Source organism: Brevundimonas sp. TWP3-1-2b1, from assembly GCF_049896165.1.
Lineage (GTDB): Bacteria > Pseudomonadota > Alphaproteobacteria > Caulobacterales > Caulobacteraceae > Brevundimonas > Brevundimonas subvibrioides_B.
Genome location: NZ_JAFCTT010000002.1, coordinates 111,032 through 135,060, shown reverse-complemented (window position 1 = coordinate 135,060; position 24,029 = coordinate 111,032). Strand labels below are relative to the sequence as shown.

Genomic DNA, 24,029 nt, shown 5'->3' with positions numbered 1-24,029 from the left:
GGCGTCGCTGAATTCCTGTCTGATCTTTAATCTTGACTTAAAGACGCGTCCTTCGCAACTTTATATCTGACTTAAACGAAACGGGGCCCGGGCATGGCGGCGGCGATCGAGACCGAGGGACTGACACGACGGTTCGGCAAGCACCGAGCGGTCGATGCGGTGTCGATGACGGTGCCGGAGAGGGCGGTCTACGGCTTCCTGGGCCGCAACGGGGCGGGCAAGACCACGACGCTGAAGATGCTGCTGGGCCTGCTGAATCCGACCGCCGGATCGGCGCGGATCTGCGGGGTCGATGTGGGCCGGGACCGGATCGGTGCGGCGCGGAAAGTCGGGGCGCTGCTGGAGGCCCACGGCTTCTATGCCAATCTGACGGGCCGGGAGAACCTGGACCTGACGCGTGTGCTGCTCGGCCTGCCGGCGACGGAGATCGACCGGGTGCTGGAGGTCGTCGACATGACCGACAACGGGCGTCGGCGGGTCGCGGACTATTCGCTGGGCATGCGCCAGAGGCTCGGTCTCGCGCGGGCCATGCTCGGCGCGCCGCCGGTGCTGATTCTGGACGAGCCGACCAACGGGCTCGATCCCGACGGTATCGCCGACATGCGACGCTTCCTCAGGAACCTGCCGGATCGCACGGGGGCGACAGTGCTTTTGTCCAGCCACCTGCTGGGCGAGATCGAGCAGACAGCGACCCATATCGGTATCGTGCACGACGGGCGGCTGGTGCTCGAGGGCGAACTCGCGGCGCTGAAGGCGGACCTGGCGCCGGAGATCGGCCTGCGTGTCGACGATCCGGACCGGGCGAGGGGGGTGCTGACGGGCCACGACCTGACCCTGACGTCGGACGCGGCCGGTCTGGTCGCGCGGCTGAGGCCCGGAGCGGACCATGACGCGGCGACCGCGGCCGTAAACAGCGACCTGGTCAATGCGGGGGTCAGGGTCTTCGCCATCGGCCCGCGCAGCCCCTCGCTGGAGGGCATCTATCGCAACGTCACCGCGCCGCGTGCTGCGGCCGCACGCCAAACGGAGACCGTCTGATGCTCGCCGTCCTGTCCGTCGAAATCCGCAAGCTGAACCGGTCGCTGGCCGCCGTGCTGGCGGTCGCCGCCCCGTCGCTGATCGCCGTCTTCGGCTTCTTCATGCTGCTGCGCGGGAAAGCGGCCCAGCCCTGGGAGATGTGGATGATCAGTGCGATCGGCATCTGGGCCTTCTTCATGCTGCCGATGAGCGTCACCGCCCTGACGGCCCTCGTGGCCCATATGGAGCACGGCCCGAAGTCGTGGGATCATCTGCGCAGCCTGCCCCTGCCGCGCTGGCGTCCCTATGCGGCCAAGGCGGTGATGGTCCTGGCCGTGGTCGCGATCATGAGCGTCCTGACCCTGGTCCTGACCTGGGGCGCGGTCATGCTGGCCGCGACGATCAAGCCGGACCTGACGCCCACGGGACCGTTCGAGCTGGGCCGATACGCCGCGACCATGGGCAAGGTCTTCCTGGCCGCCATCCTGATGGTCGCCATCCAGCTATGGACGGCGCTGCGCTTCGCCAGCTTCGTGCCCGCCCTCGTGGTCGGGATCGGCGGGACCTTCTTTTCGGTCGTGGCGACGTCGGCCAAGCAGGGGGTGTTCTTCCCCTGGCAGATGCCGGTGAACATGCTGGCGACCGAGAGCTGGCGTGTGAACACCGCGCTCGCCCTCGGATGCGGTCTGGGCCTCGTCGTCCTGGCCCTCGCGGTCGCCCATCTGAGCCGCCGCGAGGTGCTCTAGGATCAGTTGCCGGTGGCGCTCTTGTCCGGGGCGATCTCGGTCATGGCCGACTGCAGATAGTTCTGCTCGCCCAGCTGTTCGATCAGTTTGAACTGGGCCTCGAGGAAGTCGATGTGCTCCTCGGTGTCGTTGAGGATGCGCATCAGGATGTCGCGGCTGACGAAGTCGCGGGCCGCCTCGCACTGGGCCACGCCGGCCATCACCGTCTCGCGCCCACCGAGTTCCAGCTGCAGGTCGGCGCCGAGGCATTTGACGGCGGTCTCGCCGATTTTCAGCTTGTGCAGGTCCTGCAGGTTGGGCAGGCCGTCGAGGAACAACACCCGCTTGATCAGCATGTCGGCGTGTTTCATCTCGCCGATCGACTCGTCATAGATGATCTGGCCGAGGTGCTTCAGGCCCCAGCTTTCGAACATGCGGGCGTGCAGGAAATACTGATTGACCGCCGTCAGCTCGTTGGTCAGCACCGCGTTAAGGGTGCGGATGATCGCGGGATCGCCCTTCATGGCCGTCTCGTCCTTGCTCTGCGGGCGGCCCCGTCGGAGCCGTTCATGACGAGGGCATAGCACAGGAAAACGCCTGTGTTCAGTTGCGAGTGCTTATCGGCACATTGATATTGCGAATGATTTTGGTCCGCAGGACGGCGAACCTACTCGGCGGCGAGGGCCCAGGATTCGCGGGTTTCCGAGATCATCTGGCGCATTTCGCAGACGCATCTGGCGCATTGTGCTTCGCATTGATTGCGCTGGAAAACCTCGCGCGGGCGGGTTGCGCCCGCCTCGATCGCGCGCGCCACGTCGCGTTGTTTCAGGCCGTTACAGTTACACACGTACAAAGCGGGCTGCCTCGAGGCGTCAGTTGCGATTGGTTCGCTATAGCAGGATTTTGGGCGATTGCAACGCGTTCGCAATGCGATCGGCAGGAGGGGTGGTTGACGACAGGCTCCGGGCGTCGCACCTGCGGCCCATGTCCGCGCCCGCCTGCCAGCTATATCTGATCACCCCGCCCGTCATCGACGACCTGGAGGCCTTCGCCGCCCGGCTGGAGGCGGCCCTGGATGCGGGACCAGTCGCCGCACTGCAGATACGCATCAAGCCGGCGTCGGATCAGGCGATCACCGCAGCGGTCCGGCGGCTGGCGCCCATCGCGCAGAGCCGGGGCGTGGCCGTGATCCTGAACGACCGGCCGGATCTGGCTTCGGCGCTCGGTTGCGACGGCGTGCATGTCGGGCAGGAGGACGCCTCGGTGGCCTCGGCGAGGCGTATCATGGGCAAGTCGGCGATGATCGGCGCGACCTGTCACGACAGCCGCCACCTGGGGATGGAGGCGGCGGAGCAGGGGGCCGACTACGTCGCCTTCGGCGCCTTCTATCCCACCTCGACCAAAGACACCGTGCATCGCCCGGAACCCGATATCCTGACCATATGGCAGGAGACGATGGAGATCCCGTCGGTGGCGATCGGCGGCATCACGATCGAAAACGCCGCGCCCCTGATCGCGACAGGCGCCGACTTCCTGGCGGTCAGCGCCGGCGTCTGGGCGCATCCCGAGGGGCCCGCCGAGGCGGTGCGTCGGTTTTCGAAGCTTCTGTCGGAAAACGGCTGACTTCAGGGGATATTAGGAAGCTGTGGTTAAGGTCGACCCTCTTCTGCCCACCTAGAGTTACCCTGTATGCTTCAAAGCCGCGCGATGACCGCGACCGATACGGACGCCCTGGAGCCTATCGCCGCAGCCGCGCGTCCGGGGCGCACGTCCACGGCTGCCGGGCTGTTCGCCCAGCCCCTGGCGCCGATGCTGACGGTTCTGGGTGTCGCCGTCCTGGTCTTTGCGGCGATCTCCACGGCCCGCACGGCCGACATGATCGCGGCGCTCTGGGCGGCCAACGGCCTGGCCGTCGCCGTCTGGCTGAGAAGCGGCCGGGGGTTCGGCTACGATCTGGCCTTCGGCGGGCTGATCGCCTTCGGGGTCCTCGCCGGTGAGTTCCTTGCCGGCAACGGCCCGATCCTGTCCCTCGGGTTTACGGCGCTCAACATGCTGGAGATCGTGCTGGCCGTATGGCTGGCCCGGCGGTTCGCCCCCACCCTGAATCTGGCCACAGTGGCAGGCGCGTGCCGGTTCATCCTGTGCACCGCGGGTGTCGCCCCCGCCGTCGCCGGACTGGCCGCCGGGGCCTTCCTGTTGCTGACCCGCGGGACGCCGTTTGTGCCGACCTTCCAGACCTGGTGGTTCGGCCATGCCCTGGGCCTGGCGGTGATCGGATCGTTCATCCTGGCGCTCGACATGCGGGCCGTCCGGGCGATGTTCAACCCGTGGCGCGCGGCCGAGACGGTGCTGACATTCGGCCTGCTGATCGTCATCTGCGTGACCGTCTACTTCGTGCTCGACATGCCGCTGGGCTTTGTCATGGTGCCCGTGCTCATCGTCATCGCGGCTCGCCTGAGGGTCATCGGGGTGACCGCCGCCCTGGTGGTCATCTCCGTGCTGTCTCTAGGCTCGCTGATGATGGGCGCCGGGCCCTGGCATCTGGTGATCGGCGATCTGTCCGAACGCGCCGTGCTGCTGCAGCTGACGCTCCTGTTCGGCTATCTGCCGATCCTGCTGGTCGCCTCCCTGCTGGAGGAACGCGACCGCCTGTCGGCGCGGGCCAAGGCGGGGCAGCTTCGCGCCGAGAAGGCCTCGGCCGCCAAGTCGCGCCTGCTCGCCAACGTGGCCCACGAAATCAAGAGCCCCATCGGCGGCATCATCGGCATCGGCGACCTGTGGTCGACCGGGCAACTCGGCCCCATCACCGAGACCCAGGCCGAGATGGCCGCCATGCTGGTCAAGACGGCCCGCCAGGTCGAGGCCCTGTCGCACGACCTGCTCGACGTCGCCCGCGCCGAGTCCGGGGCGGTCAAGGTCGAGATGCGCCCGACTGACATCCCCGGCATCCTGGAAGACGTTCGACGCGCCACAGCGATGCGCCCGGAAGCCCGGATGCTGTCGCTCAGAGTCATCTGCGAGGGCGACGGCCTGGTGGCCCTGGCCGATTCCCAGCGCCTGGCCCAGGTGATCGACAACCTGGCGACCAATGCCGTGAAATACGGCGCGGCGGGAGGCGAGGTCCTGTTCCGGGCCAAGCGGGTCTATGACGGCGTCCGCATCGAGGTCATCGACAAGGGCCCAGGACTGTCGCCCGACAAACAGGCCCAGTTGTTCGAACCGTTTAACCGGCTGGGCCTGGAGCGATCGGCGATCGAGGGGCACGGCATCGGCCTGGCCCTGGCCAAGCGGCTCGTCGAGCTGCAGGGCGGGTCGATCGGCGTCGTGTCCGTTGCGGGCGAGGGCGCCACTTTCTGGATCGAATTGCCCGCCGCCTGATGTCAGTATTCACTGATTGATGAAATAACGCGACCGACTGTCGCGCGCCGTTCGCGCTTGTGGACACTGCCGATGAGAGGGCGCACTCCGCCGCCATCGCATTGTCACCAGGATCACCCCGTGGACCTCGACGCCCTGCTGCTGTCACGACTGCAGTTCGCCTTCACCATCGCCTTTCACATCCTGTTCCCGGCCTTCACCATCGGGCTGGCGGCCTATCTGGCGGTGCTGGAAGGGCTGTGGCTTTGGACCAGGCGCGAGGCCTTCAAGGTCCTCTATCTGTTCTGGGTCAAGATCTTCGCGCTCAGCTTCGGCATGGGCGTCGTGTCAGGCGTGGTGCTGAGCTACCAGTTCGGCACCAACTGGAGTGAGTTCATCCGCCTGACCGGCGGAGTGATCGGTCCACTGCTGGCCTATGAAGTGCTGACGGCCTTCTTCCTCGAAGCGTCCTTCCTGGGCGTCATGCTGTTCGGCTGGAAGAAGGTGGGGCCGAAGCTGCACTTCGCCTCCACCGTTCTGGTGGCCGTCGGCACCACGATTTCGGCCTTCTGGATCCTGTCGGCCAACAGCTGGATGCAGACGCCGCAGGGGTTCCAGATCATGGCCGACGGCCGGTTCGAGGCGACCGACTATCTGCAGGTCATCTTCAACCCCAGCTTCCCGACGCGACTGGCGCACATGTTGCTGGCCGCCTTCCTGACGACGGGACTCGTGGTCGGCGGCGTCTCGGCCTGGCGGCTGCTCAAGGACCGCGCCGCGGGAGTGAAGACCGAGGGCTGGAGCGAAAGCCGCATCTCCCTGGTCATGGCGGTGGGGCTGATCGCCGTTCTCGCCCCGCTGCAACTCGTCGTCGGCCACGCCTCGGGTGAGGTCGCGCACAAATACCAGCCGTCCAAGACGGCCGCCATCGAGGGATACTGGGAGACCCGGGCCGACCAGCCGCTGCACCTGTTCGGCATTCCCGACCGTAACGCGCAGAAGAACCATTTCGAGGTCTCCATCCCGGGCGTCGGCAACCTGATCCAGGGCGTGCCGAAGGACGAGGTGATCAAGGGGCTGGACAGCTGGGCGCGCGAGGATCAGCCGCCGCCCTTCATCCCCTTCTTCGGCTTCCGCATCATGGTCGGCCTGGGCCTGCTGATGATCGGGCTCGGCGCCTGGGGCGCGGTCCTGATCTGGCGCAAGAAAATCTTCGACAGCCCGCTGTTCCTGCGTTTCGCCGTCCTGATGGGGCCTGCCGGCTTCATCGCCGTCCTGGCCGGCTGGATGGTCACCGAGGTCGGACGCCAGCCCTGGGTCGTCTATGGCGTGCTGAAGACGCGCGACGCCGTCTCGCCGGTGGTGACCAGTCAGGTGGCCACCTCGCTGATCGCCTATGTCCTGGTCTACTCCGTGGTGTTCACCGCCGGGGCCATCTTCATCCTCAGACTGATGGCCGAGGGGCCGGTCGCCGCCGTCACGGCGCCGCCGCCGCGCGGACAGCGCCCGCCGGGCACGCCGCTCGCCAGGGCGCCCGAGGACACGACCCCGGGCCGACCCGACGGGGTGCCGGGAGACCCGAAATGAACCTCGACCTGCAACTCATCTGGGCTGGGCTGATCGCCGTCTCTGTCCTGCTGTACGTGACGCTTGACGGCTTCGACCTGGGGATCGGCATCCTGTTCCCGTTCGCGAAGTCCCCGGGCGAGCGGGACGTGATGATGAACACCATCGCCCCGGTCTGGGACGGCAACGAGACCTGGCTGGTGCTGGGAGGAGGGGGGCTGCTGGCGGCCTTCCCCCTGGCCTATTCGGTGCTGATGCCGGCGCTGTATCTGCCGATCCTGCTGATGCTGGCGGGGCTGATCCTGAGAGGCGTGGCGTTTGAGTTCCGCTTCCGGGCGCGCAACAGGGGCCGCAAATTCTGGACCCAGATGTTCTCCGGCGGGTCGATCCTGACCGCAGTGGCCCAGGGTCTGGTGCTGGGCGGCTTCATCCAGGGGGTGACGGTGCGCGACGACCGGTTCGCCGGCGGCCAGTTCGACTGGCTGACGCCCTACACCCTGCTGGTCGCGGCGGGGTTGGTGGCCGGTTACGCCCTGCTGGGCGGGGCCTGGCTGATGATGAAGACCAGGGACAATCTGCACGGTGATGCGAAGCGCTGGACCGGCATTTCGGCCCTGATCGTGACGGGGTTGCTGGCGGCGGTCAGCGTGGCGACCCTGCTGATCCATCCGCGTGTCGCCGAGCGTTGGGGCTTCGATCTGCACGACGGGTTCGCGCTGGAACTGGCGAAGCTCTTGCCGCTCTTGCCGATCCCGCTGCTCGGCCTGATCGGTCTGGGCATCGTGTTCGTGATGAGCCGAAAGGGGTCGCATCGCTGGCCGTTCGTCGGGGCGATCCTGGTCTTCCTGTCCGGCTATCTGGGGCTGGCGGTCGGGTTCGCCCCCTATATCGTGCCCTATGCCCTGAACTTCCGGCAGGCGGCGGCGCCCGACAATGCGCTGGGGCTGATGCTGGTGGGGACCGCGGCGATCCTGCCGCTGATCCTGGCCTACACGGCGTGGGTCTACTGGGTGTTCCGGGGCAAGATCGACGAGGAGGCCGGCTATCATCATTGAGCCCGTTCCCCCACCCGAGGCCGGCGAAGACGCCGGCCCGCTGTGGAAGAAGCTGGCCTGGTTCGCGGGCCTCTGCGTCGCCGGATCGGCCACGGTCGCCGTCGTCGCCTATGCGCTGAGAAGCTTGCCGTTCATGGGCTGAGAGGCGATGGTCGCGGCCATGTCGAATATCCTCGTCCTCGCCGCGCTCCTGATCGCCCAGACCCAGGCCGCGCCCTCCACCGGCAGCGCCCTGACCCGCAGCCTGAACGCGGCACCCCCCGCCGCAGCCATCCCGGCTCCGCGCCCGGCGACCGTGTCGCCAGCCCCGGCGACGACCCTGCCGCCGCCCGTCTTCAGCCTCCCGCTGCCCGGACGGATCGCCCCGATTCCCTCGGCGCCCGTGACCGCCCCGCCGACGGCCGCGCCGATCACCCCGCCGGGGGTGGCCAATCCGCCCCGGACCCAGCCTCTGGCGACACCCGCGACACCCGCGCCGACGACTGCCGCGCCGGCTCGTGCGCCGACTGCGACGGCGCCCGTCACGACGCCTCGAGCCATGGCTCCCCCGCCGAGCGCCGTCGCTCCGCGCGCGACCACGCCCGTTCCGACCACTGTTGCGCCTCGGACAACCCCAGCCGCTCCGACCACGACCTCGACGCCCGTCACCGGTCCGGCGCCTCGACCGACCCCTCCGGCGGCGACTGTCCCGGCCCCGGCACCGGTGGTCACGGCCCCCGCCGAGCCGCCTCCGCCGCCGATGACGGTGCTGGACGCGCCGGCCATCCGCGCCCTGCCGTTCACCATCGACCTGCCCGCCGGCTTCACGATCACGACCGGTCGGCCCGGGCCGAACTTCAACATCTGGACCATCCGGCGCGGGCAGCAGCCGCTGGTCATGGTCTATGCCGGACCCGCGTCGCAGTTCCCGATCTACAGCGGCGAGATGGTCGAGGCCGGGGCTCGCGCCTCGGTCGTGGCGACTGAGGACGGGCGGCGCGTGGCGCTGGAGCACCTGTTCACCCGCCCGTCTGCGCCGCTGGAGGTCCACGTCTGGATCACCAGCGTGGACGGCGCCGACCGGACCCTGGCGGAGCGGATCGGTCAGTCGGTGGACGTCCGCTAGGGCGTTCGACGGGTGAGTTGCGGCACCCTTGGAGCGCGGACCTCCAGGTCCGCTCTTCGGCGGCGCAAAGAGCGGACCTGGAGGTCCGCGCTCCTTTGAGTCCCTTTGACCAACGAACGCGCTAGGCGCGTCTGACGGGCGCGTCCGTGACGCCCAGCCGGACGCCGCGTTTGCCGGCGAAGATCAGCACTTCCTGACCCTCGGCGGCGGCCCAGCGACGTAGCTGCGTCTGATAGGGCTCGCGCCGCCAGTCATGGGGGCGGGCGGCGTCGCATTCGACGACCAGCCGCGCCCCGCCCAGTTCCGAGTGCAGGACGAAGCCGGAGGTCGTCGGTTTCCAGCTGTCGTCCAGCGCCTCGGTCAGCAGCCACAGGCAGTTGAACACGCGACAATCGTTCGGCCGCTCGTCATAGATGGCGCAGCCGGTGGTCTTGCCGAAATGACGGCACCAGCGGCCCGCAGGCTTCTCAAGGGCGGTGACGCCCATGATCTTGCAACACAGACCGCAGTCGCCGCAGGTCTTCATCCGCCCTCGGACCAGACCGCCAGCTCGTTGCCGGACGGGTCGCGGAAGTGGAAGCGCCGACCGCCGGGGAAGTCGAAGATGGGTTTCAGGATCGTCCCGCCCGCCGCCTCGACCCTGGCCAGCATGGCCTGCAGGTCGGCGGCGTAGAGGACGGGCAGGGGCGCTCTCGGCCGGTCCGCCTCGGCGTCGAAGCCACCGTCCAGACCCTGGTCGAACGCGGCGTAGGTCGGGCCGTAGTCCTGGAAGGTCCAGCCGAAGGCCGCCTCATAGAAGGTCTTGGTTTCAGGCAACCCGGTCGAGGGCAGTTCCAGATAGTCGAGTTTTCCGTCGCTTCGTATTGTCGTGATCCGATGAAAAAGCCGCCGGAAACCGGCTTGCCACGACGCGAAAGACCAAGCAATCTTGCGAATAGTTCGCAACGAAGAGGCGCCCGATGATCGTTCTGTCGACAGGCCCGGATGACTTGATCCGCCTGATGCGGGAGGCGAGGCGACAGCCCGCGCCGACGGCTCGAGAACCTGTCGTCCGCCTGTTTACGCGCTGAGCCAGCCGTTCCGGCGGCCGAACGCCAGCACCAGCTCGGGCCAGACGGCGGCGGGCTTTCCGGCGATCAGGCGGATGCCGAAGCCGTGGCCGCCTTCCTGAAACAGATGGGCCTCACTGACGACATGGGCGGCACGGAGCGCGGTCAGGAGCTGGAGGCTGTTTTCCGGCGGCACGCTGGTGTCATCGAGGGCGTGGATCAGGACGGTGGGACCGACACCGGTCCAGTCCATCCTGTCCAGTGACCATTGTGCGATCTGTTCTTGCGTTGGCGACAGGCCCAGCAGGTGTTCACGCGATCCGGCATGAACGAATGGATCTGCCATAGTCGCGACCGGATAGAGCAGGATGTTCAGGTCGGGGCGGTGCGAGACATGGTCCGCAGCATCAATCGCCTCGTAGGTCGCGTCGTGACGGACGGCGAGCAGGCCGGCAAGGTGACCGCCTGCGGAGGCGCCCAGACTGGCGATACGGGCCGGATCGACGCCATAGACGGCCGCATCGGCGCGGATCAGGCGCAAGGCCCGCTGGGCGTCCTGCAACGGCGCGTTCGGACCGGCGGCCCAGCCGTCGGCGGGCAGGCGATAGCGCAGGACGAAACAGGTGATACCGGCCGCCGCGAACACGCGGGCGCAGTCCATCCCCTCCTTGTCCACCACCGCCCAGCGGTAGCCGCCGCCGGGGATCAGCAGCAGGGCGGCGCCGTTCGGTCGCTCCGGCCGCATGACGGTCAGGATCGGGTCGGTGGTGTACTGGGCGAAGCGGTCGTGGAAGGCCGGGTCGGTCGAGCGCTCCGGCACGATCGGCGTGACGGTGACAGTCTCTCCGCCAGGCGCGCCGTTCGGCCACAGATGGACGACTTCAGCGGGATCGGCCGGGGCGATGGTCTGCGCCCGGGCGGCGCCCGCCGCTGCTGTGGTGACAGCCGCCGCGCCGAGAAGGGAACGGCGGCTGAGATCGATCATCAGGCCAGCTCGACCGCGACCGCTACGGCCTCGCCGCCCCCGATGCACAGGGAGGCGACGCCCTTCGACTTGCCCCGGTTCTGCAGCGCCGAGATCAGGGTGGTCAGGACGCGCGCGCCCGAGGCGCCGATCGGGTGGCCCAGGGCCGTGGCGCCGCCGTTCACGTTCAGCTTGCTGTGCTCAATGCCCATCTCCTGCATGGCGATCATGGGGACGACGGCGAAGGCCTCGTTGATCTCCCACAGGTCGACGTCCTCGACCGACCAGCCGGCCTTCTTCAGCGCCTTCTGCATGGCCGGGACCGGAGCGGTGGTGAACAGGCCCGGCTCGTGGGCGTGGGCGGCGTGGGACACGATGCGGGCGACGACGGGCAGGTTCAGCGCCCGGGCGACGCTCTCGCGCGTCATGACCAGGGCGGCGGCGCCGTCACTGATCGACGAGGCGTTGGCGGCGGTAATGGTGCCGTCCTTCGAGAAGGCGGGCTTCAGGGTCGGGATCTTCTCGGGCATGGCCTTGCCGGGCTGTTCGTCCTCGGTGACCGTCACGGTCCCCTTGCGGCCCGGGACCTCGACCGGGGTGATCTCGGCCTTGAAGGCGCCGGTCTCGATGGCCTTCAGCGCGCGGCTGAGGCTCTCCAGGGCATAGGCGTCCTGCTGCTCGCGGGTGAACTGATAGGTCCGGGCCGAGTCCTCGGCGAAATTCCCCATCAGCTTGCCGGGCGTATAGGCGTCCTCGAGCCCGTCCATATACATGCTGTCGACGATCACATCGTGGCCGATACGGGCGCCGCCGCGGTGCTTGTTCATCAGGTAGGGGGCGCCGGTCATCGACTCCATGCCGCCCGCCACGATGATGTCGGCGCTGCCCGCCACGAGGCTGTCGGAGGCCATCATCACAGCCTGCAGGCCCGAGCCGCACATCTTGTTGACCGTCGTCGCCTCGACATGCTGGCCGAGGCCGGCGCCGATGGCCGCCTGACGCGCCGGGGCCTGGCCGAGGCCGGCCGGCAGGACGCAGCCCATGTAGATCTGCTCGATCTTTGCCGGATCGACGCCCGCCCGCTCGACCGCCGCCCTGACCGCCATGGCCCCCAGCTCGGTCGCCTTTACGCCGTTGAACGCCCCCTGGAAGCCGCCGATGGGCGTGCGAGCGAAGGCGACGATGACGACGGGATCGGACATGGATGGGCTCTCACAATGACGTGGAGCGGATGTAGCGTTCACCGTGGTGGATTGCGAGGGGAGGGCGATTTCCCTCTCCCGCCGGGAGAGGGAGGCGGCTACCACCAGCGCTCGGCCCGACCCACCCCGCCGGCCGCCTGTTCCAGCGCTGCGCCGACCTGAAGCACGGTTGCCTCGTCCAGCGCCTTGCCGATCACCTGAAGACCCAGCGGCAATCCGTTGGAATCCACGCCCGCCGGCACCGAAATCCCCGGCAGGCCGGCAAGGTTCGCCGTCACCGTGAAGACGTCGTTGAGGTACATCGTCACCGGGTCGATCTGCTTGTCGCCGATGGCGAAGGCGGCCGACGGCGTCGATGGCGTCAGGATGGCGTCGACCTGGCCCCAGACCTTGTCGAAGTCTTCGGCGATGCGGCGGCGGACCTTCAGGGCGCGGACGTAGTAGGCGTCGTAGAATCCGGCCGACAGCACATAGGCCCCGATGACCAGGCGGCGCTTGACCTCGGCGCCGAAGCCCTCGGCGCGGCTGGTCTCGTAGAGGTCGGTCAGAGAGGTCGTGTTCGACGCCCGGTGACCGAACCGCATGCCGTCGTACCTGGCGAGGTTCGAGGACGCCTCGGCCGGGGCCACGATATAGTAGGTCGGCAGGGCGTATTTCGTGTGCGGCAGGGAGATGTCGACGATCTCGCAGCCGGCGTCGCGCAGCCAGGCCACGCCCTGGTCCCACAGGGCCTGGATCTCTGCGGGCATGCCGTCGACGACGTATTCGCGCGGCACGCCGATGCGTAGGCCCTTGACCGACTTGCCGACCGAGGCGGACCAGTCGGGGGTCGGGATGTCGAGGCTGGTCGAATCCTTGACGTCGAAGCTGCACATGGACTGCAGCATCAGGGCAGCGTCCTCGACCGTCTTCGTGATCGGCCCGGCCTGATCCAGCGACGAGGCGAAGGCGACCATGCCGAAACGGCTGGCGCGGCCGTAGGTCGGCTTGATCCCGACCGTGCCGGTGAAGGCGGCGGGCTGGCGGATCGAACCGCCGGTGTCCGAGGCCGTGGCGGCCAGGCAGAGGTCGGCGGCGACGGCCGAGGCCGACCCGCCCGAGGAGCCGCCCGGCGTCAGGTCGGCGTTGGAGGTCTTCGATTTCCACGGGTTCACGACCGGGCCGAAGGCCGAGGTCTCGTTCGACGAGCCCATGGCGAACTCGTCCATGTTGAGCTTGCCCAGCATGACCGCCCCGTCGCGCCACAGGTTGGCGGTCACGGTCGACTCATACTGCGGGACGAAACCGCGCAGCATGTTGGAGCCGGCGGTCGTCTGGACGCCGTCGGTGCAGAACAGGTCCTTGATCCCCAGCGGCGCGCCTTCCAGCACGCCGGCGGTTCCGGCCGCGATGCGAGCGTCGGAAGCTTTCGCCATGTCGATCGCCTTGTCGGCGGTGACCACGACATAGGCGTTCAGGGTCGGGTTGGCGGCCTCGATGTTCGAGATGAAGGCGCGGGTGATCTCCTCGGAGGAGAAGGCCCTGGCCTTGAGGCCGTCGACGGCGGCCTTGAGGGTCAGTTTCGTGAGGTCAGACATCTATTCGACCACCTTGGGCACGACGTAGAAGCCGTCGGCGGACTTGGGCGCATTGGACAGGACCGCCTCGACCCTGGCGCCGTCGGTTACGACGTCGTCGCGCAGGCGCAGCGGCTGGGCGACGTTCGAGGTCATCGGCTCGACGCCGACCACGTCGACCTCGTTGAGCTGGTCGATCCAGGCCATGATGCCGTTCAACTCCCCGGCCAGCGGCTCCAGCCGGTCGTCGGGGGTCTTGATGCGGGCGAGGTGCGCGACCTTCCTCACCGTCTCTGCGTCGATGGCCATCCGGCCCTCCGATAGTCTCAGTGCAAGCGGGCGGGATTAGCCGCCCGTGCCGCGCTGCACAAGGACCGCAGGCTTACCCGGCGGGCGTAACGGTGACGGAAGCGGGCGCGCCGCCGTCCTCGCCGGGGGTCCACTGGACGATGACCTTGCGCACCTGGGTGTCGGCCGAGTCGGTCTGCTGGTTCCAGCTGCTCTGGCTGATCTCCAGATCCACGCGGTTCGGGCCGGTCGAGAGCACGGTGTATTCGTTGAAGTCGCCCAGCTTGTAGACCGCCCAGCCGTCGGCGGGTGACTGGAAGACCGCCAGATAGGTGTAGAGGCCGTTGATGGCCGGGTCGCCGCCGGCCGTGCCAAACAGCTTGGCGTCGGTGTCCGGGATGTCGTCCACCTTCACCACCGAGGCGGCCCACTGGATGTTCTCTTCGACAGCCTCCGCGGCCAGGGTCTCGGACGGGCCGTTGGCGGTCAGGGCCGTGGCCTGGGGCGCCGCCGTCGCTTCGGTCGTGGTCGTCACCTTGACCTCCGGCGCCGCGTCGCAGGCGCTGGCGGCTACGGTGGTTGCGAGGGCGACAGCGATGAGCAGATGACGCGACATGGAACCTCTCCGTTATGGTCAAGCTCACTGTCGTCTTTGACAGGCGGCATGGCAACGCCTACCGCCCGCGCTGTGCCCGTATTTGATCTGACAGACCTGCCCGCCGCCTGCCCGCCCGGCACCGCCTGGATGGGGCTGGATCTCGGCGAGCAGACCATCGGGGTGGCGGTGTCGGATACGACCCGGCTGATCGCCAGCCCGCTGTCGCTGATCCGGAAAACGAAGTTCACCGATGATGCCGCCGCGCTGTTCAAGCTGATGGACGCCCGCAAGGTCTCCGGCCTCGTCATCGGCCTGCCGGTCAATATGGACGGCACGGAGGGACCGCGCGCCCAGTCGTGCCGGGCCTTCGCGCGCAATCTGGACAGGCTTCGACCGACACGCGTCGCCTTCTGGGACGAGCGGCTGTCGACCAGCGCCGTCGAGCGGTTCCTGATCGACGAGCTGGACCTGTCGCGGAAGCGCCGCGCCGGGGTGGTGGATCGGACGGCCGCCGCCTGGATCCTGCAGGGAGCCCTGGACCGGGTGCGCGACCAGCAGACCTGGACATGATCGGCCTGATCGCCGGGGTCGTCCCGGTCTTCATCCTGATCGCCCTGGGCTACGGGTTGAGGAAGACGGATTTTCTGCCCGACGCGACGTGGCGACCGATCGAGAAACTCTCGATCAACCTGCTGTATCCCGGCTTCCTGATCCCGGCGATCTGGGGCGCCGACCTGTCGGGCGGCAGCGCCCGGGCGGCCGCGGCGGCGGCGGTCGTCGCGGTCCTGATCGTGTCGGCGGCGACGCTGCTGGCCAAGCCTCTGATGACGATCGAGGGGCCGGCCTACACCTCGGTGTTCCAGGGTGTGATCCGGTGGAACAGTTTCGTCTTCCTGCCGGTGATCCAGACCGCGTTCGGGGCCGAGGGGCTGGCGCTGGCGGCGGTGATGATCGCCTGCATCATTCCGGTGACCAATATCGCCTGCGTCGCCGTGCTGGCGAAATGGGGCGCCGATCAGCGGGTCGTGACGCCGTTCCAGCTCGTTAAGGCGATGCTGGCCAATCCGATCCTGCTCGCCTGTCTGATCGGCCTGGCGCTGAACTTCGCCCGCGTGCCGCGCCTGCCGGGGATTTCGGACACGCTGGAGCTGCTGGGCTCGGCCGCCCTGCCGCTGGGTTTGATCATCGCCGGCGCGGGCCTGAGCTTCGCCGAGGTGGCGCGCAGGAAGTTCACCATCGCCGGGGTGTCGTTCGTGAAATTGTTCCTGATGCCGCCTCTCATGTGGGGGCTGTGCATCCTGTTCGGCGGCGATCATCTGGCTCAGGGCGTCGCGATGCTGTGCGGGGCGGCGCCGGGGGCGGCGGCAGCCTATCTGCTGGCGCGTCAGATGGGCGGCGATGCGCCACTGATGGCGGGTGTGATCGCTCTGACGACGGTGATCAGCGCAATGATGATGCCGCTGCTGCTGTTCCTCCATCACCTGACTTGAGGCCATTGTCTTGAGGTCGGGGCCTGACGTCCGTATAGCCGGGCTTCGATGACCCAGCTTGATGCCGCCGCCGACGTTATCGCCGACCGGCTGGTCCCGTTTCCGAAACCCCATTTCCTCGCCGCCGGCGATCTGAACCCGCCGTTCGTGTTGAGCCTGCTGGATCTGGCGGACTCGTTCGTCGATCTGAACCGCCAGTCGACCAAGCAGCTCGACCTGCTGCGGGGCAGGACGGTGATGAATCTGTTCTTCGAGAACTCGACCCGGACCAGTTCCTCGTTCGAGATCGCGGCCAAGCGTCTGGGCGCCGACGTGGTGACCATGCCGGTGCAGGCCAGTTCGGTGAAGAAGGGCGAGACCCTGATCGACACGGCGGTCACCCTGAACGCCATGAAGCCCGACATTCTGGTCGTCCGGCACGGCGCGTCGGGCGCGGCGGCCCTGCTGTCGCAGAAGGTCGGTTGCGCGGTCGTCAACGCCGGGGACGGACGACACGAGCATCCGACCCAGGCCCTGCTGGACCTGTTGAGCCTGCGCCGCGCCTTCGGCGACGTGGGTGGGCTGACCGTCGCCATCTGCGGCGACATCGCCCACAGCCGGGTGGCGCGGTCCAATGTCGCCCTGCTGTCGATGATGGGGGCGCGGGTGCGGCTGATCGGGCCGCCGACCCTGGTGCCCGGCGACGCCGACCGCTGGGGCTGTGAGGTCTTCCACGACATGCGCGAGGGTCTCGCCGGCTGCGATGTCGTCATGATGCTGAGGCTGCAGCTGGAGCGGATGGACGGGGCCCTGGTGCCGTCGACGCGCGAGTATTTCCGCTTCTGGGGACTCGACCGCGAGAAGCTGGCCTGGGCGAACCCAGGCGCCAGGGTCATGCACCCCGGACCGATGAACCGGGGCGTGGAGATCGACTCCGACGTGGCAGACGACCTGACCGTCTCCCTGATCCAGGATCAGGTCGAGATGGGCGTCGCGGCGCGAATGGCGGTCCTGGCCTCGCTGTCGGCCCGGCTGGAGGGCGCGGCATGAGTTCGTTCCGCCAGATCCTCCCCCATCGGGGGAGGTGGCTCGAAGCGAAGCGTAGAGACGGAGGGGGCCAGCCCCGGATGCCGGCCTTCGCGGTGGGCCCCCTCCACCGCGAAGCCGCGGTCCCCCTCCCCCATCGGGGGAGGATTTTCGCATGAGCTCGCAGGCCATCATCAACGCCCGCCTGCTGGACCCGGCGAGCGACTACGACGGTCCCGGCTCGGTGGTCATCGAGGACGGCGTCATCACCCGCGTCGAACGCGGTTCGGTCGCGGTTTCGGCCACGGAAATCCTCGACGCGCGCGGCCTCTGCCTGTCGCCCGGCTTGATCGATATCCGCGTCCGCACCGGCGAACCGGGGGCCGAACCCAAGGAGACCCTGAAGTCCGCCAGCCTGTCGGCGGCGGCGGGCGGGGTCACGACGGTGGTCATCCAGCCGGACACCGATCCGGCTGTGGATGATCCGGCCATGGTTGATTTCATCCAGAGGCGGGGCGCCGCCCTGAACCTCGTCAACGTGCGGGCGGCAGGCGCGGCGACCAAGGCCCGCGACGGCAAGCGGATGGCCGAGATCGGCCTGATGCACGAGGCCGGCGCCCTGTATTTCACCGACGGCGACCACGTCATCGCCGACAGCCGCGTGCTGCAGCGGGTCATGGCCTATGCCACGGCGTTCAACGCCCTGATCGCCTGTCGTCCGGCCGATCCTTGGCTGACGGAAGGCTCGGTGGCGACGTCGGGCGAGCTGGCGACACGCCTGGGCCTGAGCGGCGCGCCGGCCATTGCCGAACGCATCCAGCTGGAGCGGGACCTGGCCCTGGTCGAACAGACGGGCGTGCGGTTCCTTGTGGATCAAATCTCGACCGAGGCGGCGCTGGAGGTGCTGGCGCGCGCGCGGGGCCGGGGGCTTGAGGTCGCGGCCTCGGTCTCGATCAACCACCTGTGCTTCAACGAGATCGACATCGGCGACTACCGCACCTTCTTCCGGCTGGAGCCGCCTCTGCGCCCCGAGAGCGACCGGCGCGCCCTGATCGAGGCGGTCCGCGACGGCCTGATCGAGGCGATCACCTCGGCCCACACCCCCGCGCCCGCCGAGGACAAGCGCCGCCCGTTCGCCGAGGCCGCGCCGGGGGCCGTGGGTCTGGAGACACTTCTGCCTGCCGCCCTCAGCCTGCATCACGAGGAGGGTCTGGACATCCTCGACGTGCTGCGGCCACTGACTCACGGCCCGGCGAGCCTGCTGGGGCTTGAGGCGGGGCTGCTGGCGGCGGGCGCGCCAGCCGACCTGATCCTGTTCGATCCGGGCGCGCCGGTGATCGTCGACGCCGCCACTCTGCGGTCGAAGTCGAAGAACTCGCCGTTCGACGGGCGCAGGCTGCAGGGCCGGGTGGAGATGACGATCGTCGGCGGGCGGGTCGTGTTCGAGCACTGACGCTTGGCGAGAGTTTTGTCCGTCCGTCCGGACGAAAAACACCCTGACGAAACGGACGAAACGGATGAAATCGCCTCTGTTCGCTCTCTCCGCGAACCGTGATTGGGAAGTATAGGGTCTCGGCGAACCAAGGCGCGCAAATCGCGGTGCGGGTCCCACTGTGACTGACCAGATCGGGATTTGGGCGTCGCGTAGAAAAATTTGCGCGACCTGATTGGGCTCCCGACGCCGATCCAGCCTCCGTGCACCCCGGCGAAGGCCGGGGTCCAGGTCACAGACCGAGCCGGCTGGGATTTGGCACCGGTCCAGCCGATCTGGGCTGCGGACTTCCATCTGGACCCCGGCCTTCGCCGGGGTGCACGGTGATTGAATTTCGGCTTTCGCTCCAGCGCATAGAGCGCCTCGGCCATCTCGTCGGCCTTGGCGGCGATCAGGGCCTGGGCGTCGTAGACAGCGCGATTGTAGACCGCGTGGCCCAACGTATTGGCGAAGAAGTCCATCAGCATGGACGCCTGCAGGTCGCCGATCTCCTGATCCAGCTCATCGCGCACGAAGGCCTTGATGCGCGGAATCAGGTCGCGCTGCTCCTCCTTCGAGAAGACGATCGGCTTCATCAGGAAACCTCGGCCAGCGTTTCCTCTGCCGCCATCCAGGCCGCTTCCGCAGCGTCGAGATCGGCCTGCGACCGAGCCCGCGCGCGGGTCAGGCCTTCCAGCGCCTTCGGATTGGACACGGCGGCGTTGGCCAGGTCGTCGTCGATGCGGGAAATCTCCGCCGTCAGGGCGACGACGCGTTCCTCTGCCTTCTTCACCGCATGCCGCAGGGTCGAGGGAGAAGGTCCGCCCTTCTGCTTCTGAGGCCTGGCGGTGGGGGTCGAGGCGACGGCCGCTTCTTCCTTCTTCATCTGGCTCGGCTTCACCGCCGCCTGTTTGGCGCGGTCGAGGACGAATTTCGCATAGTCGTCCATGTCGCCGTCGAAGGGCTTCACAGTGCCGTCGGCGGCCAGCCACAGACGGTCTGCGACCATCTCCATCAGCGACCGGTCGTGGGTGATCAGGATGACGGCGCCGGTGTAGTCGTTCAGCGCGTCGAGCAGGGCCCGGCGGCTGTCGATGTCCAGGTGGTTGGTCGGTTCGTCGAGGATCAGGACGTGCGGCGCCTCCATGGCGACCATGTTCAGCAACAGGCGTGCGCGCTCGCCGCCGGACAGGCTGTCGACCGTGGTCTCCTGCTTCTCGTAGTTCAGGCCGAACTGGGCCAGCTTGGACCGGCGCCCGGCCTCGGTGGCCTCCGGCATGGCCCGGCGGATGATCTCCAGCGGCGTGTCGGTCGGGTCCATGGCCTCGATCTGATGCTGGTGGAACCAGCCCACGCGCATCTTCCTGTCGCGATGCAGTTCGCCGTCGGTGACCTTCAGGGCGCCTGCGATCATCTTGGCGAAGGTCGACTTGCCGGCGCCGTTGACGCCCAGCAGGCCGATCCGGTCGTCCAGGTCCATGCGCAGGTTGAGATTGCGCAGGATCGGCCGGCCGGTCTCGTAGCCGACGTTGGCGCGCTCCAGCCGGATCAGCGGCGGGGCCAGAGGCCGCGGCGGCGAGGGCAGGGTGAAGGGGGCGACGCGCTCCTCGATCGTGGTCGAGACGGGCTGCATCTTGGCCAGCCGCTTCATGCGGCTCTGGGCCTGGGCGGCCTTCGACGCCTTGGCCTTGAACCGGTCGACGAAGGACTGCAAATGCGCCCTCTCCGCGTCCTGCTTGGCCTTGGCCGACAGCTGCAGGCGGGCCTTTTCGGCGCGCGCCTGTTCGAACTGGTCGTAGTTGCCGGTGTAGATTTCCAGCTTGCGGTTCGCGAGGTGCAGGATGTGGGTGCAGACCTCGTTCAGCATCTCGCGGTCGTGGGATATGATCAGGGCCGTCGCCGGATACTTCTTCAGCCGCGCCTCGAGCCACAGGGCGCCTTCGAGGTCGAGGTAGTTGGTCGGTTCGTCGAGCAGCAGCATGTCCGGCTGGGCGAACAGGGCCGCGGCCAGGGCGACGCGCATGCGCCAGCCGCCGGAGAACTCCGACATCGGCCGCTGCTGGTTCTCGTGGTCGAAGCCGAGGCCGGCGAGGATTTCGGCCGCCCGGGAGGGGGCCCCGTCCGCGTCGATCTCGATCAGCCGGGTCCAGATCTCGCCCATCTCCTCGGGCTCGGCGGTTTCGAGACGGCCCAGCAGGTCGTGGCGTTCGGTGTCGGCCTCGAGAATGGTCTCGACCACGCTGACCGGCGTCGCCGGGTGCTCCTGATCGACAGAGCCGATCCGGGCGGTCTTGGGCAGGGAGACTTCGTCGCCGTTGCCGGCCAGCTCGCCCAGGATGATCTTGAACAGGGTCGACTTGCCGATGCCGTTGCGGCCGACCAGCCCGACCTTGGAGCCCGGGGGCAGGCTGACCGAGGCGTCGTCCAGAAACTGGCGACCCCAGGCGTTGAACGTCAGGTTGGTGATCTGGAGCATCTAAACAGGCCTTGTCCCTCAAGCAGCCAGGCTCCGCGAGCCGAGCGTTAGGGACACAAAGAAGGAGTGGTTGGAAACCGGGGAGGCGGCGTCTATAAGCCCGCGACCTTCAAACTCCCAACAAGAAGTCTCCCCATGACCGACCGTACCTTCTCGATCATCAAGCCCGACGCCACGCGCCGCAACCTGACGGGCTCCATCAACGCCGTGATCGAGGGCGCAGGCCTGCGCATTGTGGCCCAGCGCCGCATCAAGCTGACCGAAGCCCAGGCCAAGAAATTCTACGAAGTCCATGCCGAGCGTCCGTTCTACGGCGAACTGGTCGGCCAGATGATCGCCGAGCCCGTCGTCGTCCAGGTGCTGGAAGCCGAAGGCGCCGTCGCCAAATACCGCGACGTCATGGGCGCGACGAACCCGAAGGACGCCGCCGACGGCACGATCCGCAAGCTGTTCGCCCTGTCGATCGGCGAGAACTCGGTCCACGGTTCGGATAGCGAAGAGAACGCCGCGCTCGAGATCGCACAGTTCTTCACGGACGCCGACATCGTCGGCTAAGCGGCTGATATAAAAGGTCGCTCAAGCAGAGAGCGGCCGGGTCGCAAACGATAGCGACCCACAACAAAGAGGCCCGCGTCCGGAACCGGACGCGGGTCTTTCCGTTTGATCTCCACGCTGTCCCCGAAGCGAAACTGGAGATTTGACCATGAAGACGATCCTGAAGATGGCCCCGCTGGTTGGCGCGATGGCCCTGCTGGCCGCCTGCGGCACGACGATGGAACAACGCGCCGCCACCGGCGCCATCGGCGGCGCTGTCGCCGGCCAGATCATCGGCGGCAACACCGGCTCGACCGTTGCCGGCGCCGCGATCGGCGGCGTGGCCGGCGCTGCGACCACCCCGCGTCGTCCGCACTAAGCAAGACCGTCGCTCAAGCAGCGGGGCTCCGCGAGCCGAGCGTTAGCGAGACCAAAAAAGAAAGGCCCCGGAGCGATCCGGGGCCTTTTCGCATTCACCAGATCCGCGCCCGGGCTTCGGGGGCCAGATATTGTTCGTCGCCGGGCGCCACGCCGAAGGCGGCGTACCAGGCGTCGATGTTCCGGGGCGAGACCGCGGCACGGTACATGCCCGGCGAGTGCGGATCGGTCGTGACCTGCTGACGCAGGTATTCGTCACGGCTGTTGGTCCGCCAGACCTGGGCCCAGCCGAGGAAGACCCGCTGGTCGCCGGTCAGGCCGTTGATGACCGGGGCCGGCTGGCCGTTCAGCGACATATGATAGGCGTCCAGCGCCATCAGCAGACCGCCCAGGTCGGCGATGTTCTCGCCCATGGTCAGGTCGCCGTTGACGTTGGCGCCTTCCACCGGCGACAGGGCCGAATACTGGGCCCCCAGGACGGCGGCCCGCTCCTCGAACTTGGCGGCGTCCTCTGCGGTCCACCAGTCGCGCAGCACGCCGTCGCCGTCCGTCTTGCGCCCCTGATCGTCGAAGCCGTGGGTGATCTCGTGGCCGATGACGGCGCCGATGCCGCCGTAGTTGACCGCCGGGTCGGCGCGCGGATCGAAGAAGGGCGCCTGCAGGATGGCGGCCGGGAAGACGATCTCGTTGCGCGGCGGGTTGTAGTAGGCGTTCACCGTCTGGGGCGTCATGCCCCATTCCAGCGGGTTCACCGGGCGATCCAGCTTGGAGAGGTTGAACGCCCATTCGAAGGCCGCCGAACGTTCGACATTGCCGTAGAGATCGCCGGCCACGAGGTTCAGCCCGTCATAGGCGCGCCATTCGTCGGGATAGCCGATCTTCACCCCGAACCGGCTCATCTTGTAGAGCGCCTGCTCCTTGGTCGCCGGGCTCATCCAGTCGAGGTTCTGGATCCGGACGGTCATGGCGGCGCGCAGATTGGCGACCAGCTCCTCCATCTGGGCCTTGGATTCGGCCGGGAAGTGACGGGCAACGTATTCGCGACCCAGCGACTCGCCCAGCGCCCCCTCGACCAGGGTCACGCCGCGCTTCCAGCGGGGCTGGATCTCCTGCTGGCCGCTCAGGGTCTTGCCGAAGAATTCGAACCGGGCCTCGATGAACGGCTGCGACAGATAGGGGGCGGCCTGGTCGATGACGTGGAAGGCTTCCCAGGACTGCAGGGTCGAGATCGGGGTCTCGGCGAAGACGCGGGCCATGCCCGGGAAGGCGGTGTTGTTGGCCGCGATCAGGGTACGGTCCGTGCCGAGGCCGGCGGCGGTCGCCCAGGCGGTCCAGTCGAAGCCGGGCGCGGCCGTGGCCAGTTCGGCCACGGTCATCGGGTTGTAGATCTTGTCGATCTGGCGGTTCTCGACCTGGGTCCAGTGTTCCTGGGCGATCGCGGTCTCGAAGGCCAGAATGGCGTCGGCGGCGGCGGCCGGCTCGGGCCAGCCGGCCAGGGTCAGGGCCTGTTCGACATAGGTGCGATAGGCGGCCTTCTGGGTCGCGAACCGGTCTTCCAGATAGTAGTCGCGGTCGGGCATGCCGAGGCCGCCCTGGACCACATAGGCCGAGGTGCGGTCGGGGGTCCGCAGATCCTCGAAGGTCTGGACGCCGAACAGGCTGGAGCCGAATCCGTACTGGGTGCGGCCCATCAGGACGGCCAGTTTCTCGCGGGTGTCGGCGGCGCGGACTTCGGCCAGGTCGGCCTGCAGCGGCGAGGCGCCGAGGGCGTTGACGGCGGCCTCGTCGAGGAAGGCCGAATACAGGGCGCCGATGCGGGTCGCATCGGCGCTGGCGCCGGGGTTGGCGGCGCTCTCGTCGATGATGGCGCGCAGATCGGCGTCCGAGCGGTCCCGGAGCACGGTGAACATGCCGTAGGACGGCTTGTCGGCGGGGATCGGGGTGTTGGCCAGCCAGTTGCCGCTGACGTAGCGGTTGAAGTCGTCGCCGGGCTTCACCGACGTATCCATGCCGTTCAGATCAACGCCGAAGGCGCCGATCTCGGCCTGGTCCTCGGACGGAATCTCGACCGGCAGGGGCGCGGTCTGGGCCAGGGCGGGCGAGGCGAGCAGGAGGGCGGCGCCGGCGGCGCACGCCATGAGGCGAATTCTGGACATTAGGGTACCCCGATGGAATTTCGCGGCAGACTGACTC

24 protein-coding genes and 1 pseudogene are annotated in these 24,029 nt (G+C 68.0%); 13 read left to right on the top strand and 12 right to left on the bottom strand.

Annotated features, from left to right (window positions below; translation table 11 throughout):
* Nucleotides 1-93: 93 nt before the first annotated feature.
* A complete protein-coding gene (locus ACP7AB_RS02425) occupies nt 94-1,038 on the top strand; it encodes an ABC transporter ATP-binding protein (RefSeq protein ID WP_425987339.1) in 945 nt (314 codons plus the stop codon).
* Nucleotides 1,038-1,763 carry an ABC transporter permease gene (locus ACP7AB_RS02420; RefSeq protein ID WP_425987338.1) on the top strand — a complete coding sequence of 242 codons (726 nt, stop codon included), beginning with the start codon at nt 1,038-1,040 and terminating at the stop codon, nt 1,761-1,763. Before ACP7AB_RS02425 ends, ACP7AB_RS02420 begins: the two co-directional genes overlap by 1 nt.
* Nucleotides 1,764-1,765: 2 nt before the next feature.
* On the opposite strand, the gene bfr is transcribed toward ACP7AB_RS02420, so the two are convergent.
* Together bfr and ACP7AB_RS02410 are read right to left on the bottom strand one after the other, a co-directional pair.
* Nucleotides 1,766-2,266 (bottom strand): bacterioferritin, encoded by a 501-nt coding sequence (bfr, locus tag ACP7AB_RS02415; protein ID WP_425987337.1) that lies wholly within the window; start codon nt 2,264-2,266, stop codon nt 1,766-1,768.
* A gap of 143 nt (nt 2,267-2,409) precedes the next feature.
* On the bottom strand, nt 2,410-2,595 hold the full coding sequence (locus tag ACP7AB_RS02410; RefSeq protein WP_425987336.1) for a (2Fe-2S)-binding protein: 186 nt from the start codon (nt 2,593-2,595) through the stop codon (nt 2,410-2,412).
* Between the two features lie 131 nt (nt 2,596-2,726).
* On the opposite strand from ACP7AB_RS02410, the gene thiE reads away from it, so the two are divergent.
* The 5 genes from thiE to ACP7AB_RS02385 all read left to right on the top strand — a co-directional run bounded on the left by thiE (nt 2,727) and on the right by ACP7AB_RS02385 (nt 8,825).
* The gene (gene thiE, locus ACP7AB_RS02405; RefSeq protein WP_425987334.1) at nt 2,727-3,365 is read left to right on the top strand and encodes a thiamine phosphate synthase; all 639 of its coding nucleotides are present in this window, start codon (nt 2,727-2,729) and stop codon (nt 3,363-3,365) included.
* An 84-nt stretch (nt 3,366-3,449) separates the two neighbouring features.
* Nucleotides 3,450-5,120 (top strand): ATP-binding protein, encoded by a 1,671-nt coding sequence (locus tag ACP7AB_RS02400; RefSeq protein WP_425987333.1) that lies wholly within the window; start codon nt 3,450-3,452, stop codon nt 5,118-5,120.
* Between the two features lie 120 nt (nt 5,121-5,240).
* Nucleotides 5,241-6,686, top strand: coding sequence for a cytochrome ubiquinol oxidase subunit I (locus tag ACP7AB_RS02395; RefSeq protein WP_425987332.1), 1,446 nt, complete (start codon nt 5,241-5,243; stop codon nt 6,684-6,686).
* The gene (gene cydB / locus ACP7AB_RS02390; protein ID WP_425987330.1) at nt 6,683-7,720 is read left to right on the top strand and encodes a cytochrome d ubiquinol oxidase subunit II; all 1,038 of its coding nucleotides are present in this window, start codon (nt 6,683-6,685) and stop codon (nt 7,718-7,720) included. Before ACP7AB_RS02395 ends, cydB begins: the two co-directional genes overlap by 4 nt.
* 160 nt (nt 7,721-7,880) lie before the next feature.
* Complete coding sequence (locus ACP7AB_RS02385) at nt 7,881-8,825, top strand: hypothetical protein (RefSeq protein WP_425987329.1); 945 nt, start codon at nt 7,881-7,883, stop codon at nt 8,823-8,825.
* 121 nt (nt 8,826-8,946) lie between these two features.
* Here ACP7AB_RS02385 and ACP7AB_RS02380 read toward each other — a convergent pair whose 3' ends face one another.
* The 7 genes from ACP7AB_RS02380 to ACP7AB_RS02350 form a co-directional block, all read right to left on the bottom strand.
* Entirely contained in the window at nt 8,947-9,351 is a 405-nt protein-coding gene (locus tag ACP7AB_RS02380) for a YkgJ family cysteine cluster protein (RefSeq protein WP_425987327.1), read from the bottom strand.
* Complete coding sequence (locus tag ACP7AB_RS02375) at nt 9,348-9,689, bottom strand: VOC family protein (protein WP_425987625.1); 342 nt, start codon at nt 9,687-9,689, stop codon at nt 9,348-9,350. The genes ACP7AB_RS02380 and ACP7AB_RS02375 overlap by 4 nt, the downstream gene beginning before the upstream one ends.
* Before the next feature lie 195 nt (nt 9,690-9,884).
* Nucleotides 9,885-10,859: an alpha/beta hydrolase gene (locus ACP7AB_RS02370; RefSeq protein ID WP_425987325.1), complete on the bottom strand. Its 975-nt coding sequence runs from the start codon at nt 10,857-10,859 to the stop codon at nt 9,885-9,887.
* Nucleotides 10,859-12,040, bottom strand: a complete 1,182-nt coding sequence (locus ACP7AB_RS02365; protein ID WP_425987324.1) for a thiolase family protein — start codon at nt 12,038-12,040, stop codon at nt 10,859-10,861. Before ACP7AB_RS02365 ends, ACP7AB_RS02370 begins: the two co-directional genes overlap by 1 nt.
* Nucleotides 12,041-12,138: 98 nt before the next feature.
* On the bottom strand, nt 12,139-13,617 hold the full coding sequence (gene gatA / locus ACP7AB_RS02360) for an Asp-tRNA(Asn)/Glu-tRNA(Gln) amidotransferase subunit GatA (protein ID WP_425987323.1): 1,479 nt from the start codon (nt 13,615-13,617) through the stop codon (nt 12,139-12,141).
* Nucleotides 13,618-13,905: an Asp-tRNA(Asn)/Glu-tRNA(Gln) amidotransferase subunit GatC gene (gene gatC / locus ACP7AB_RS02355; RefSeq protein ID WP_303695527.1), complete on the bottom strand. Its 288-nt coding sequence runs from the start codon at nt 13,903-13,905 to the stop codon at nt 13,618-13,620. It abuts the gene before it with no gap.
* 73 nt (nt 13,906-13,978) lie between these two features.
* A complete protein-coding gene (locus ACP7AB_RS02350; RefSeq protein WP_425987321.1) occupies nt 13,979-14,500 on the bottom strand; it encodes a hypothetical protein in 522 nt (173 codons plus the stop codon).
* A gap of 72 nt (nt 14,501-14,572) precedes the next feature.
* Here ACP7AB_RS02350 and ruvX point away from each other — a divergent pair, with 72 nt between their 5' ends.
* The 4 genes from ruvX to pyrC all read left to right on the top strand — a co-directional run bounded on the left by ruvX (nt 14,573) and on the right by pyrC (nt 18,430).
* Nucleotides 14,573-15,052, top strand: coding sequence for a Holliday junction resolvase RuvX (gene ruvX / locus ACP7AB_RS02345; RefSeq protein ID WP_425987623.1), 480 nt, complete (start codon nt 14,573-14,575; stop codon nt 15,050-15,052).
* Nucleotides 15,049-15,972 (top strand): AEC family transporter, encoded by a 924-nt coding sequence (locus ACP7AB_RS02340; protein ID WP_425987320.1) that lies wholly within the window; start codon nt 15,049-15,051, stop codon nt 15,970-15,972. Before ruvX ends, ACP7AB_RS02340 begins: the two co-directional genes overlap by 4 nt.
* A gap of 48 nt (nt 15,973-16,020) precedes the next feature.
* Nucleotides 16,021-17,001: an aspartate carbamoyltransferase catalytic subunit gene (locus ACP7AB_RS02335; protein ID WP_425987319.1), complete on the top strand. Its 981-nt coding sequence runs from the start codon at nt 16,021-16,023 to the stop codon at nt 16,999-17,001.
* A gap of 151 nt (nt 17,002-17,152) precedes the next feature.
* A complete protein-coding gene (pyrC, locus tag ACP7AB_RS02330; protein WP_425987318.1) occupies nt 17,153-18,430 on the top strand; it encodes a dihydroorotase in 1,278 nt (425 codons plus the stop codon).
* Nucleotides 18,431-18,825: 395 nt separating this feature from the next.
* Here pyrC and ACP7AB_RS02325 read toward each other — a convergent pair.
* Both ACP7AB_RS02325 and ACP7AB_RS02320 read right to left on the bottom strand, forming a co-directional pair.
* Nucleotides 18,826-19,044: pseudogene (locus tag ACP7AB_RS02325) on the bottom strand (DUF2164 domain-containing protein); the annotation flags it as partial.
* A complete protein-coding gene (locus ACP7AB_RS02320; RefSeq protein ID WP_425987316.1) occupies nt 19,044-20,924 on the bottom strand; it encodes an ABC-F family ATP-binding cassette domain-containing protein in 1,881 nt (626 codons plus the stop codon). The pseudogene ACP7AB_RS02325 and the gene ACP7AB_RS02320, both read right to left, overlap by 1 nt.
* A 135-nt stretch (nt 20,925-21,059) precedes the next feature.
* On the opposite strand from ACP7AB_RS02320, the gene ndk reads away from it, so the two are divergent.
* Nucleotides 21,060-21,479, top strand: coding sequence for a nucleoside-diphosphate kinase (gene ndk / locus ACP7AB_RS02315; protein WP_425987315.1), 420 nt, complete (start codon nt 21,060-21,062; stop codon nt 21,477-21,479).
* A 148-nt stretch (nt 21,480-21,627) separates the two neighbouring features.
* Nucleotides 21,628-21,837: a hypothetical protein gene (locus ACP7AB_RS02310; RefSeq protein ID WP_425987313.1), complete on the top strand. Its 210-nt coding sequence runs from the start codon at nt 21,628-21,630 to the stop codon at nt 21,835-21,837.
* Nucleotides 21,838-21,931: 94 nt separating this feature from the next.
* On the opposite strand, the gene ACP7AB_RS02305 is transcribed toward ACP7AB_RS02310, so the two are convergent.
* The gene (locus ACP7AB_RS02305; protein WP_425987312.1) at nt 21,932-23,992 is read right to left on the bottom strand and encodes a M13 family metallopeptidase; all 2,061 of its coding nucleotides are present in this window, start codon (nt 23,990-23,992) and stop codon (nt 21,932-21,934) included.
* Nucleotides 23,993-24,029: the final 37 nt, after the last annotated feature.

Excerpts from the sequence above, each read along its gene's own strand:
- gatC (WP_303695527.1), bottom strand. The coding sequence starts at position 13,905 with ATGGCCATCGACGCAGAGACGGTGAGGAAGGTCGCGCACCTCGCCCGC.
- ACP7AB_RS02370 (WP_425987325.1), bottom strand. The coding sequence starts at position 10,859 with ATGATCGATCTCAGCCGCCGTTCCCTTCTCGGCGCGGCGGCTGTCACC.
- ACP7AB_RS02305 (WP_425987312.1), bottom strand. The coding sequence starts at position 23,992 with ATGTCCAGAATTCGCCTCATGGCGTGCGCCGCCGGCGCCGCCCTCCTG.
- ACP7AB_RS02385 (WP_425987329.1), top strand. The coding sequence starts at position 7,881 with ATGTCGAATATCCTCGTCCTCGCCGCGCTCCTGATCGCCCAGACCCAG.
- cydB (WP_425987330.1), top strand. The coding sequence starts at position 6,683 with ATGAACCTCGACCTGCAACTCATCTGGGCTGGGCTGATCGCCGTCTCT.
- ndk (WP_425987315.1), top strand. The coding sequence starts at position 21,060 with ATGACCGACCGTACCTTCTCGATCATCAAGCCCGACGCCACGCGCCGC.
- ACP7AB_RS02310 (WP_425987313.1), top strand. The coding sequence starts at position 21,628 with ATGAAGACGATCCTGAAGATGGCCCCGCTGGTTGGCGCGATGGCCCTG.
- ACP7AB_RS02380 (WP_425987327.1), bottom strand. The coding sequence starts at position 9,351 with ATGAAGACCTGCGGCGACTGCGGTCTGTGTTGCAAGATCATGGGCGTC.
- gatA (WP_425987323.1), bottom strand. The coding sequence starts at position 13,617 with ATGTCTGACCTCACGAAACTGACCCTCAAGGCCGCCGTCGACGGCCTC.
- ACP7AB_RS02340 (WP_425987320.1), top strand. The coding sequence starts at position 15,049 with ATGATCGGCCTGATCGCCGGGGTCGTCCCGGTCTTCATCCTGATCGCC.
- bfr (WP_425987337.1), bottom strand. The coding sequence starts at position 2,266 with ATGAAGGGCGATCCCGCGATCATCCGCACCCTTAACGCGGTGCTGACC.
- ACP7AB_RS02365 (WP_425987324.1), bottom strand. The coding sequence starts at position 12,040 with ATGTCCGATCCCGTCGTCATCGTCGCCTTCGCTCGCACGCCCATCGGC.
- thiE (WP_425987334.1), top strand. The coding sequence starts at position 2,727 with ATGTCCGCGCCCGCCTGCCAGCTATATCTGATCACCCCGCCCGTCATC.
- ACP7AB_RS02420 (WP_425987338.1), top strand. The coding sequence starts at position 1,038 with ATGCTCGCCGTCCTGTCCGTCGAAATCCGCAAGCTGAACCGGTCGCTG.
- ACP7AB_RS02400 (WP_425987333.1), top strand. The coding sequence starts at position 3,450 with ATGACCGCGACCGATACGGACGCCCTGGAGCCTATCGCCGCAGCCGCG.
- ACP7AB_RS02320 (WP_425987316.1), bottom strand. The coding sequence starts at position 20,924 with ATGCTCCAGATCACCAACCTGACGTTCAACGCCTGGGGTCGCCAGTTT.
- pyrC (WP_425987318.1), top strand. The coding sequence starts at position 17,153 with ATGAGCTCGCAGGCCATCATCAACGCCCGCCTGCTGGACCCGGCGAGC.
- ACP7AB_RS02425 (WP_425987339.1), top strand. The coding sequence starts at position 94 with ATGGCGGCGGCGATCGAGACCGAGGGACTGACACGACGGTTCGGCAAG.
- ACP7AB_RS02350 (WP_425987321.1), bottom strand. The coding sequence starts at position 14,500 with ATGTCGCGTCATCTGCTCATCGCTGTCGCCCTCGCAACCACCGTAGCC.
- ACP7AB_RS02335 (WP_425987319.1), top strand. The coding sequence starts at position 16,021 with ATGACCCAGCTTGATGCCGCCGCCGACGTTATCGCCGACCGGCTGGTC.